Annotated in this window: 12 protein-coding genes; 3 read left to right on the forward strand and 9 right to left on the reverse strand. The window is 62.9% G+C overall.

Features of this window, described 5'->3' with window-relative positions; genetic code table 11:
• Positions 1-20: 20 nt before the first annotated feature.
• Entirely contained in the window at positions 21-1,028 is a 1,008-nt protein-coding gene (locus NKI18_RS19575; RefSeq protein WP_352577252.1) for an iron ABC transporter substrate-binding protein, read from the reverse strand.
• A gap of 201 nt (positions 1,029-1,229) precedes the next feature.
• Between NKI18_RS19575 and NKI18_RS19580 the strand changes: the two genes are divergently transcribed.
• Both NKI18_RS19580 and NKI18_RS19585 read left to right on the forward strand, forming a co-directional pair.
• Positions 1,230-1,772, forward strand: a complete 543-nt coding sequence (locus NKI18_RS19580; RefSeq protein ID WP_352618939.1) for a sigma-70 family RNA polymerase sigma factor — start codon at positions 1,230-1,232, stop codon at positions 1,770-1,772.
• A 1-nt stretch (position 1,773) separates the two neighbouring features.
• Positions 1,774-2,412 carry an NrsF family protein gene (locus NKI18_RS19585; protein WP_352456681.1) on the forward strand — a complete coding sequence of 213 codons (639 nt, stop codon included), beginning with the start codon at positions 1,774-1,776 and terminating at the stop codon, positions 2,410-2,412.
• A gap of 8 nt (positions 2,413-2,420) precedes the next feature.
• Here the strand turns inward: NKI18_RS19585 and NKI18_RS19590 are convergent, their stop codons facing one another.
• From NKI18_RS19590 to NKI18_RS19620, 7 genes are all read right to left on the reverse strand, one after another.
• Positions 2,421-3,299, reverse strand: coding sequence for a 3-hydroxybutyryl-CoA dehydrogenase (locus NKI18_RS19590; protein WP_023721073.1), 879 nt, complete (start codon positions 3,297-3,299; stop codon positions 2,421-2,423).
• Between the two features lie 114 nt (positions 3,300-3,413).
• Entirely contained in the window at positions 3,414-4,343 is a 930-nt protein-coding gene (locus NKI18_RS19595; protein WP_352456679.1) for an electron transfer flavoprotein subunit alpha/FixB family protein, read from the reverse strand.
• Positions 4,344-4,362: 19 nt separating this feature from the next.
• Positions 4,363-5,112 carry an electron transfer flavoprotein subunit beta/FixA family protein gene (locus tag NKI18_RS19600; protein ID WP_023677947.1) on the reverse strand — a complete coding sequence of 250 codons (750 nt, stop codon included), beginning with the start codon at positions 5,110-5,112 and terminating at the stop codon, positions 4,363-4,365.
• Positions 5,113-5,321: 209 nt separating this feature from the next.
• Entirely contained in the window at positions 5,322-6,125 is an 804-nt protein-coding gene (locus NKI18_RS19605) for a rhomboid family intramembrane serine protease (protein WP_352618942.1), read from the reverse strand.
• 25 nt (positions 6,126-6,150) lie between these two features.
• On the reverse strand, positions 6,151-6,732 hold the full coding sequence (locus NKI18_RS19610) for a cob(I)yrinic acid a,c-diamide adenosyltransferase (protein WP_352618944.1): 582 nt from the start codon (positions 6,730-6,732) through the stop codon (positions 6,151-6,153).
• 29 nt (positions 6,733-6,761) lie between these two features.
• Complete coding sequence (locus tag NKI18_RS19615; RefSeq protein WP_023677950.1) at positions 6,762-6,953, reverse strand: twin transmembrane helix small protein; 192 nt, start codon at positions 6,951-6,953, stop codon at positions 6,762-6,764.
• Between the two features lie 24 nt (positions 6,954-6,977).
• On the reverse strand, positions 6,978-7,844 hold the full coding sequence (locus NKI18_RS19620; RefSeq protein ID WP_352618946.1) for an SDR family oxidoreductase: 867 nt from the start codon (positions 7,842-7,844) through the stop codon (positions 6,978-6,980).
• Positions 7,845-7,901: 57 nt separating this feature from the next.
• Between NKI18_RS19620 and NKI18_RS19625 the strand changes: the two genes are divergently transcribed.
• Positions 7,902-8,756, forward strand: coding sequence for a YihY/virulence factor BrkB family protein (locus NKI18_RS19625; RefSeq protein ID WP_292656768.1), 855 nt, complete (start codon positions 7,902-7,904; stop codon positions 8,754-8,756).
• On the opposite strand, the gene NKI18_RS19630 is transcribed toward NKI18_RS19625, so the two are convergent.
• The gene (locus NKI18_RS19630; RefSeq protein WP_352618948.1) at positions 8,723-9,613 is read right to left on the reverse strand and encodes a DMT family transporter; all 891 of its coding nucleotides are present in this window, start codon (positions 9,611-9,613) and stop codon (positions 8,723-8,725) included. The genes NKI18_RS19625 and NKI18_RS19630 overlap by 34 nt on opposite strands.
• Positions 9,614-9,860: the final 247 nt, after the last annotated feature.

Raw genomic sequence — 9,860 nt, forward strand, 5'->3', positions numbered from 1 at the left:
CCTTTTAGGACGAACGCCGGCTAAAGCAAGCCGGCCGCCGTCATCAGGTCGGTCACCTTTTTCGAGTTCAGCGTCGTCGGGTCGACTTTCGGCGCCTGCAGATCGGCCAGCGGCACCAGCTTCGGATTGGACTCGGCGCCCTTGCCGACTGCGTATTCGAACGAATCGCCTGTTTTCAGCACGTCCTGGCCGCCATTGCCGGTGACCCATTTCAGGAAAGCCTGCGCTTCCTTCGGGTGCTTGCTCGAGGCCAGCACGCCGCCGCCGGAAATCGAGACGAAAGCACCGGGATCCTGATGCTTGAAATAGTGCAACTCGACGTTCTTGCTGTTCTCGCCGGTCTTGGCCTGATCGCCGTAGTAGTAATAGTGATAGATCACGCCGCCTTCGACCTCGCCGGCATTGACCGCCTTCATCACCGTGCTGTTGCCCTTATAGGCGGTAAAATTCTCCTTCATCGCCTTCAGCCATTCGGCCGTCGCCGCCTCACCCTTGAGCTGCAGAAGCGCGCTGACGATCGCCTGGAAATCGGCGCCGGAGGGCGAAGCGGCCCAGCGGCCCTTCCAGCTCGGATCGGCGAGATCGAGCAGCGATTTGGGCAGCTGGTCGGCGCTCAGCTTGGTCTTGTTGTAGGCAAAGACGGTGCTGCGCGCGGCGACGCCGACCCATTTGCCGCTCGCCGGCTGGTACTCCTGCGGAACCTGGGCCAGCGTCTCGGTGCCGACCGGTGCGAACAGGCCGGCCGCCTCGACCAATGCCATGGCCGGCGAATTCTCCGTCAGGAATACATCGGCGGGCGAAGCGGTGCCTTCCGCAACGATCTGATTGGAGAAATCGCTGTCGCCGCCATTGCGGACGGTAACCTTGATGCCGGTTTCCTTGGTGAATCCCTCCGCCCAGGCCTTGGTCAGGTTTTCGTGCTGGGCGTTGTAGACGACGATGCCCTCGTCCTCTGCTATTGCCGGGCCGGCGATCAGGCTGATTGCAAGTGCTGTCGCACCGGCAAGGGCGGAAAGAGCATATTTCATGGCGTCGTCCTCGATTTCGATGGTCTTTGGCTTGGCACGCTGCACCTACCAATACCTGACTGGTGCAGTCAACATTGCTGGCCCACTCAATCGCTCAAAAGGAGCAAACTTTCGTGATGCTCAGCTAATTTGCCTTGGACATTATTTCGCCGGCCCCGTAACAAATCAGCGCCGAGACGCGAATATCGGGAGTGAACTCTTGTGAGCGGCAAGGACGAAGCCGAGCTTTCACGGCTGCTGCGGGCCGCGATCGCCGGAGACGAAAGGGCCTATGCCGACTTTCTGCACCGGATCGCCGCGCTCGTTCGTGGCTTTGCCCGGCGCAAGATCGTGCAGGGCGGGGTGGATCCCGAGGATGTCGTGCAGGAAACCTTGCTGGCCATTCATGTGAAACGACACACCTGGCGCCATGATGCGCCGGTGCTGCCTTGGGTCTATGCAATAGCCCGCTTCAAGCTGATCGATGCGTTCCGGCGGCGCGGCCGGCGGATCGAGATCGAGATCGACGAAATCGCCGAGACCTTTGCCGTGCCGGAATCGGAGACGGTGAGCGAGCGCGACGTCAACCGGGCGCTCGACGGCCTGTCGCCGGCACAGCGTTCCGTCGTCTCGGCCGTATCGGTCGAAGGCCGGTCAATCGGTGAGACCGCGGCCAAATTCGGCATCAGCGAGACGGCTGTGCGGGTGTCACTGCACCGCGGGCTTGCCGCCATTGCCAAACGGTTCAGGGCGGGGCGGGAATAACATGAGGACCGAAGATTTCATCAAGGCGCTCGACGCCGATGCCCGCAGCAAGGCGCTGCCGCTAGGCACCGCCTGGTGGCTTGCCGCCGGCGCGGCCATCGTGATCGCGGCCGCGGTTTTCTGGCTGACGATCGGCCCGCGCCCCGACATTGCGATCGCCATGCACACGATGCGGTTCCTGTCCAAATTCGTCTTCACGATTGCTCTTGCCGCCAGCGCCTTTGTCCTGGTGCGTGGGCTGTCGACGCCCGGTGCATCGACCGGCCGGGCGGTGAGCTGGATGGTCGCCGCGCCGCTGCTGGTGATTGTGGCTGTGATTCTCGAACTCTTCGCCGTGCCTGCGTCCGACTGGGGCACGCGCCTGGTCGGCACGAACATGGTCATCTGCCTGACCTTCATTCCGTTGATCGGGATCGGCCCGCTTGCCGTCTTTCTCGCGGTGCTGCGCCATGGCGCGCCGACAAGGCCGGTGCTTGCCGGTGCGGCCGCGGGCCTGCTTGCCGGCGGGCTGGCGGCGACCTTCTATGCGGCGCATTGCTTCGACGATTCGCCGCTTTTCGTCGGCACCTGGTATACGATCGCGGTCGCCATCCTTGCCGTGCTCGGGGCGCTCGGCGGACGACTTTTCGTGCGCTGGTAGCGAGGCGATCAGCGTGTCGGAACGGGATGCTCGCCGCGATAGTCGTAGAAGCCGCGCCCGGTCTTGCGGCCGAGCCAGCCGGCCTCGACATATTTGACCAGCAGCGGGCAGGGGCGGTATTTCGAATCCGACAGCCCGTCATGCAGCACCTGCATGATCGACAGGCAGGTATCGAGCCCGATGAAATCGGCAAGCTGCAGCGGCCCCATCGGATGGTTGGCGCCGAGCTTCATGGCGGTATCGATGGCGTCGACCGAGCCGACACCTTCATAGAGCGTGTAGATCGCCTCGTTGATCATCGGCAGCAGGATGCGGTTGACGATGAAGGCCGGGAAATCCTCCGAGACGGTGATCGTCTTGTCGAGCTGCTTCACATAGGTTTTTGCCGCCTCGAAGGTCTGGTCCTCGGTGGCGATGCCGCGCACCAGTTCGACCAGCTTCATCACCGGAACCGGATTCATGAAATGTATGCCGATGAAGCGTTCCGGCCGGTCGGTCTGCGAAGCCAGCCGTGTGATCGAGATCGATGACGTGTTCGTCGCCAGGATGGCCTCGGGGTTGAGCTGCGGGCAGAGCTGGGCATAGATCTTGCGCTTGACCGTCTCGTCCTCGGTCGCTGCTTCGATCACCAGGTCGGCGCCCGCAAGGTCGGCCATGGCCGGTGCCGCGGAAATGCGCGCCATCGCCTCGTTGCGCAGCTTTTCCTCAAGTTTGCCGGAGCCGACCTGACGGGCCATGTTGCCGCTGACCGTAGCGATGCCCTTTTCGATGCGGTCGGGCGAAATATCGTAAACCAGCACCTTATAGCCCGCCAGCGCCGACACATGGGCGATGCCGCCACCCATCTGGCCCGCGCCGATGATGCCGATCGTCTCGATCTTGCTCATTACCCGATCCCGTCGAGGCCTTTGCGGCCCGTTTTTTGTGCAGTGCAAACTAAAAGGGCGGGGCGACTTCGTCTACCCCACCCCTCAGAATTTAATACGCTTTGGCAGAAGGCGTCAAAGCGCCTTTTGCAGTTCCGGCAGAATGACGAAGAGATCGCCGACGAGACCGTAGTCGGCGACCTGGAAGATCGGCGCTTCCTCGTCCTTGTTGATGGCAACGATTACCTTCGAATCCTTCATGCCGGCAAGGTGCTGGATGGCACCGGAGATGCCGACGGCAATATAAAGGTCGGGCGCTACCACCTTGCCGGTCTGGCCGACCTGCCAGTCGTTCGGCGCATAGCCGGCATCGACGGCGGCGCGAGATGCGCCAACCGCCGCACCGAGCTTGTCGGCGACCGGCAGGATGACCTCCTGGAACTTCTCGGAGGAGCCCAGCGCACGGCCGCCCGAGATGATGATCTTGGCCGAGGTCAGCTCTGGACGGTCGGTCTCGGAGAGCTTGTTCTCGACAAAGCTCGACAGGCCGGGATTGGCCGCCGCCTGGACCGTCTCGACCGGCGCGGAACCGCCCTCGGGCGCTGCCTGGAAGGAAGCGGTACGCACCGTGATGACCTTCTTGGCGTCACTGGACTGCACCGTCTGGATGGCGTTGCCGGCATAGATCGGCCGCTTGAAGGTGTCGGGCGACACGACTTCGATGATTTCAGATATCTGGGCGACATCGAGCAGCGCCGCCACGCGGGGCGCGACGTTCTTGCCCGACGAGGTCGCCGGCGCGATGATCGTCTCGTATGGCTCAGCAAGCGAAACGACGAGTGCCGCCAGCGGTTCGGCGAGACGCTCGGTCAGTTCGTCGGCGTCGGCGAGCAGCACCTTAGTGACGCCCTTGAGCTTGGCGGCGGCGTCCGCTGCCGGCTTGGCACCTTTGCCGGCAACCAGCACATGCACGTCCGAACCGATCTGCAGCGCCGCCGAAAGCGCCTTGGCGGTCTGGTCGGAAAGCGCAGCGTTGTCGTGTTCGGCAATCAGAAGAATTGTCATTTTTTATCCCTTCCTGGCCTTACAGCACGCCGGCTTCGTTTTTCAGCTTGTCTACCAGTTCGGCGACGCTCTTGACCTTGACGCCCGCCTTGCGGCCGCCCGGCTCCTCGGTCTTGATCACTTTAAGCCGCGGCTTGACGTCGGCGCCGTAATCGGCAGGGCTCTTCTCGTCGAGCGGCTTCTTCTTGGCCTTCATGATGTTGGGCAGAGACGCGTAGCGTGGCTGGTTCAGCCGCAAATCGGCCGTGACGATCGCCGGCATCTTCAGTTCCAGCGTCTGCAGGCCGCCATCGACCTCGCGCGTCACCGTGGCTTTGTCACCGTCGAGCACGATCTTGGAGGCGAAGGTGCCCTGCGCCCAGCCGAGAAGTGCGGCCAGCATCTGGCCGGTCTGGTTGGAATCGTCGTCGATCGCCTGCTTGCCGAGAATGACAAGGCCGGGCTGTTCTGCCTCGACGACGCCCTTCAGCACCTTGGCGACGCCCAGCGGCTCAGTCTGCTCGTCGGTCTTGACCAGGATGGCGCGGTCGGCGCCCATGGCGAGCGCCGTGCGCAAGGTCTCCTGTGCCTGCTGCGGCCCGATCGACACGACGATGATCTCTTCGGCCTTGCCAGCTTCCTTCAGCCGGATCGCCTCTTCGACCGCGATCTCGTCGAACGGGTTCATCGCCATCTTGACGTTGGCGAGTTCCACCGCCGAACCGTCCGCCTTAACCCGGACCTTGACGTTCGCATCCACAACCCGCTTCACGGGCACAAGGATCTTCATTTGCCTGTCACCTCTTTCACGATAGTCTCTTCACGCTCGTCGGGCGCGCTATAGCAGCGTGCACCTCTTCAGAGTTGTCGAAAGCCGACATTCCGGACGGAATTCTGGTCTTCGCCACGCCAGTAGGGTGGCGCTTCCGTAGTTGCGGCGACCCCGCGCGTCAATATCCGGGGCGCACTCGGATCCTCCGGCGAAGCACTCAAATCGGTTCAGTCCGGACCGGAAACGGTCCCCCGGCCCCAGCGCGGCGCCGGCTGCGCAGGTTGTGGGTCGCTTGGCGCCGGCTCCACGGCTACGGGCACCGGACCGGCGACCACGGCCGGCTCCTCGTCTGCGCCGGCGAGTAGCGGTACGCCGCGGCTGCGCAAGACAAGCACCAGCACGGCTCCAGCGATGATGCCGCCGATATGGCAGGCCCAGGAAACCTGATCCTCGCCCCCCTGGGCGAACATGAAGATCTGGAACAGGATCCACAGGATCAGCGGGATGAAGGCCGGGATGCGCAACGGGATGCGCGCGAAGACCAGCACCCATACCTTCACCCGCGGATAAAGGATCAGGTAGGCGGCGACCACACCGGCGATGGCGCCCGACGCGCCAATCAGCGGCACCGGCGAATCCCAGGCAACCAGACCCTGGAAGAAAGCGCCGGCGATGGCGCAAAGCAGGTAGAAGACGAGGTAGCGGACATGGCCGAGTGCATCCTCGACATTGTCGCCGAACACCCACAGGAACAGCATGTTGCCGCCGAGGTGGAAGATATCCGCGTGCAGGAAGGAATAGGTCACATAGCTCAGGCTCTCCGGAATGACGACAAATTGCGGAGCGAGCTCGACGCTGTCATGCACAACCGACGGGATGAAACCGAGGCCCAGCACCGCGGCGTTGGCGAAATCCTCGCCGCCCAGTGTGGTGACAAAGTAGATCAGCACGTTGAGCGCGATCAGGCTGATCGTCACATATTGCAGCTTGATGTGCCGCAGCCGGTTGGTGTCGTAAAGCGGGATGAACATAGGCCCTCTCCCGCTTCCGGCGGATTCAGCGGTTCTTGCCGGGAACCCATAGCACGTCGGCATTTCCATTGTCATTGACCGCGCGTGCGGCGACGAACAGAAAGTCCGAGACACGGTTGATGTATCTTATCGCCTCGCGGTTGACGTGCTCGTCCGGGTCTTGCGACAGCGCCACCATGATGCGCTCGGCGCGGCGGGCCACCGTGCGGGCGAGGTGAAGGGCAGCCGCTGCCGGCGTACCGCCGTTGAGCACGAAGGATTTGAGCGGCTCAAGGTCCTTGTTGAGGAGATCGATATCCTGTTCGATGCGGTCGGTCTGCGAGGCGATGATGCGCAACGGCTCGCAGTCGACCGGCTTGCCATTATCGAGGACTGCCAGATCGGCGCCGAGGTCGAAAAGGTCGTTCTGGATGCGGCCGAGCATCGCATCGATCGCCGGATTTACTGCCGCGGTATGAATGCGGGCCATGCCGATGCAGGCATTGGCCTCGTCGACCGTGCCGTAGGCGTCGATGCGAAGGTCGGATTTCAGCCGCCGCTCGCCAGAGCCGAGGCCTGTGGTGCCATCGTCGCCAGTGCGGGTGTAGATCTTGTTGAGCTTGACCACGGGTTACCTCCCGGCTGGTGGCTGCTGCGTCACTTACGAGTGAAATACACCGCCAGCATGATCAGCACCAAGGCCACGAACTGCAACAGCACGCGCGTCTGCATCAGCTTGTTGGAGGTCATGCTGGAGCCGCCGCGCATCATGTTGATGAGGCCGCGGATCAGCACGATCACCACGGCGACCATGACGAGAACGGCGAGGATGTTGAAGACGGTTGCCATGGTGTGTTCCAGGTTGGATTGCGTTCAGGCGCGTTTGGCGAGCAGACGGTAGAGTACCGATGACGGCAGGATGCGTTTAAGGATCGCGCCGATCCTGGCCGGCACTGTTACCACATAATGCGGGCGTGGGCGCCGCGACAGAAGCGCATGGTGCAAGGCGGCATAAACCACCTCCGGCCCGGGCTTCAGCCGCGATGTGCTGCCGCCGGCCCGCAGCCGTTTGAGTTGCGCCGCATAGGCGAGGCGATGAACGGACTTCTCGTGATCGATATTCGCCAGGAACCACGCAAGGCTGTTGCTGGCGATCTTCGATTTCACCGGCCCGGGCTCGATCAGCGAAACATGGATTCCGCTGCCGAGGAGTTCTTGGTAGAGGGACAGCATCAGCCCTTCGATAGCGTGCTTCGATGCCGAGTAGGCGCCGCGAAAAGGCACCGGCGCCAGGCCGAGGATCGACGAGCAATGAACGAGACGACCATGGCCTTGGCGGCGCATCACCGGTACGACACGGCGAGTGAGGTCATGCCAGCCAAAGACATTGGCCTCGAACTGCTGCCGTAAAGCCTCGACCGGCAGGTCCTCGACGGCGCCGGGCTGTCCGTAGGCGCCATTGTTGAAGAGCGCATCGAGCCGGCCGCCGGTCCGTTCCAGCACCGACGCCACCAGCGCCTCGATCGATCCGGGCTCGGTGTAGTCCAGATAAAAGGCCTCGATGCCGTCGGCCTCGAGCGCAGCGATATCTTCAGGCCTTCGGGCCGTCGCGAACACCCGCCAGCCTTCCTTCTTAAGAGCATGGGCGCAATAGGCGCCTATACCGGAAGAGGCACCTGTGACAATGATGGTGCGCAACTCTTCACCGGGAGGAATGGTGGTTTGACCTAGGGTTGTCATTTACCGCAAACCCTTCCCATATTCGCGGCGTCGGGACAATCGAAGGGAACGCGGTTCTTGTTGCGGAAGATCGTAGCCCTCAAACGCGTCCTCTACGACGCGCTCGGCCATTTCAACACCGACGACGGCTGGGCAATGGCCAGCCATCTGGCGATCACCGCGCTGATGGCGCTTTTTCCTTTCCTGATCTTCGCCACGACGCTGGCGAGTTTTTTCGGCGCGCAGGCTTTCGCCGACACCGCCGTGCACCTTGTGTTCGACACATGGCCCGAGCAGATCGCCAAACCGATCGCGCGCGAGGTGCTCAACGTGCTTACCGTCCGGCGCAGTGACCTGTTGACCTACGGTATCGTGCTTGCCGGATATTTCGCCTCGAACGGCATCGAGGCGCTGCGCACCTCGCTCAACCGGGCCTATCGTGTCTCGGAAACGCGCGGCATCATCTACCGGCGGGTGCAGAGCATCATCTTCGTGCTGATCGCGACGGCCGGGTTTTTGGCCATCAGCGTGCTGCTGGTCTTCGCGCCATTGCTGGCACGGCTGGCCGAGTCGCATTTCGAATGGATAAAACCCTATATGGGCACGATCACCCTGTGGCGTTACGTCATCGCCTCGGTAGTCATCATCGGCGGCCTGTTCGCCGTGCATTTCTGGTTGCCGGCCGGCAAGCGCCGCTTCGTTTCGATCGTGCCTGGCATCATCTTCACGCTGGTCGGCTGGCTCATCGGGTCGACCATCTTCGCCGCCTATCTCGATCATTTCTCGTCCTATGTGACGACCTATGCCGGCCTCGCCTCGATCATGATCGCCGTCGTCTTCCTCTATATCGTCTCAGCGATCTTCATCCTCGGTGGCGAGCTCAACGCCGCGATCAGCCGCTATTTAGAGGCGCGTGCCCGCGTCGGCGGCTGAGCCGTCGCCAGCCCGACGCCGAGCGTCGCGATCGCCATGCCGGCGATCTGGAGCGGGCTCAAGTGCTCACCGAACAATGCCCAGGCGATGACCGCGGTGACAGCCGGGACGAGGTAAAACAGCGAGGCGACCTTCGGCATTTCGCCGTCGCGGATCATCACCATCAACAGGAAGATGGCGCCGATCGACAGCACCAGCACGAGCCAGGCCATGGCGAAGATCAGTTCGCCGTTGACGAGGACCGTTCGGGTCTCGAAGGCGAGCGAGGCCAGAGCCATCACCGATGCGCCGCCGACATATTGCCAGAACGTGGCAGCCACCAGATCGCCGCCGGAAGCAAAGCGCTTCTGCCAGATGGTGCCGGCGCTCATGCCGAGTACCGAGACCAGCGAGGCGCCCAGTGTCTCGGCCGTCACGCCGCCGCCGAGCGCGCCGAGCTTCGGCCAGAGCACGATCACCACGCCGATCAACCCGAGGCCGAGACCGGCCCAGTGGCGCGGCAGGATGGCCTCGCCGAGAAGCCGGCCGGCGAGCACTGCCGTGATCAGCGGCTGCAGGCCGACGATCAGGGCTGAAAGTCCGGCGGGCATGCCCCGGTGGATTGCCCAGAACACGCCGCCGAGATAGATGCCATGCATCAGGATGCCGGCACCGGTCGCGTGCAGCGCCTCATCGCGGGTGGCGCGGCTCGAACCAAGTGCGGCCATCAAAGCGACAAGCAGGATTGCGGCCAGGACAAAGCGCGCGGCCAGGAACGTAAAGGGCTCCGCCCACGGCATGGCATAGCGCGCGCCGATGAAGCCGGTCGCCCACAGGACGACGAAAGAGGCGGGGATGAACCGCTTGAGGCTGTGCATTTCCGGAGGCCGCGATGAATTCGGGTGAGGGATCGACTGCGGCGACTGCTTAATGCCGTTCGGGCCGGCAAGCAAAACCAAACGGTTGATCCATAGAGTCATTTGAATTGAAGGAGCGCCGTTGATGGCCGCGAGCTCACCGGTCTAGAGCCTTTCACGTTTTGATGGAAGCGTAGCCGGCGTTTGCGAAGTAGTTGTTGCATTCGGTTGCCTCGATCGTTTCAACGAGGTGGCCGATGTGGCGCCA

The sequence above is a fragment of the Mesorhizobium sp. M0800 genome (assembly GCF_040320095.1).
Lineage (GTDB): Bacteria > Pseudomonadota > Alphaproteobacteria > Rhizobiales > Rhizobiaceae > Mesorhizobium.

Excerpts from the sequence above, each read along its gene's own strand:
- NKI18_RS19630 (WP_352618948.1), bottom strand. The coding sequence starts at position 9,613 with ATGCACAGCCTCAAGCGGTTCATCCCCGCCTCTTTCGTCGTCCTGTGG.
- NKI18_RS19590 (WP_023721073.1), bottom strand. The coding sequence starts at position 3,299 with ATGAGCAAGATCGAGACGATCGGCATCATCGGCGCGGGCCAGATGGGT.
- NKI18_RS19615 (WP_023677950.1), bottom strand. The coding sequence starts at position 6,953 with ATGGCAACCGTCTTCAACATCCTCGCCGTTCTCGTCATGGTCGCCGTG.
- NKI18_RS19595 (WP_352456679.1), bottom strand. The coding sequence starts at position 4,343 with ATGACAATTCTTCTGATTGCCGAACACGACAACGCTGCGCTTTCCGAC.
- NKI18_RS19600 (WP_023677947.1), bottom strand. The coding sequence starts at position 5,112 with ATGAAGATCCTTGTGCCCGTGAAGCGGGTTGTGGATGCGAACGTCAAG.
- NKI18_RS19585 (WP_352456681.1), top strand. The coding sequence starts at position 1,774 with ATGAGGACCGAAGATTTCATCAAGGCGCTCGACGCCGATGCCCGCAGC.
- NKI18_RS19620 (WP_352618946.1), bottom strand. The coding sequence starts at position 7,844 with ATGACAACCCTAGGTCAAACCACCATTCCTCCCGGTGAAGAGTTGCGC.
- NKI18_RS19605 (WP_352618942.1), bottom strand. The coding sequence starts at position 6,125 with ATGTTCATCCCGCTTTACGACACCAACCGGCTGCGGCACATCAAGCTG.
- NKI18_RS19575 (WP_352577252.1), bottom strand. The coding sequence starts at position 1,028 with ATGAAATATGCTCTTTCCGCCCTTGCCGGTGCGACAGCACTTGCAATC.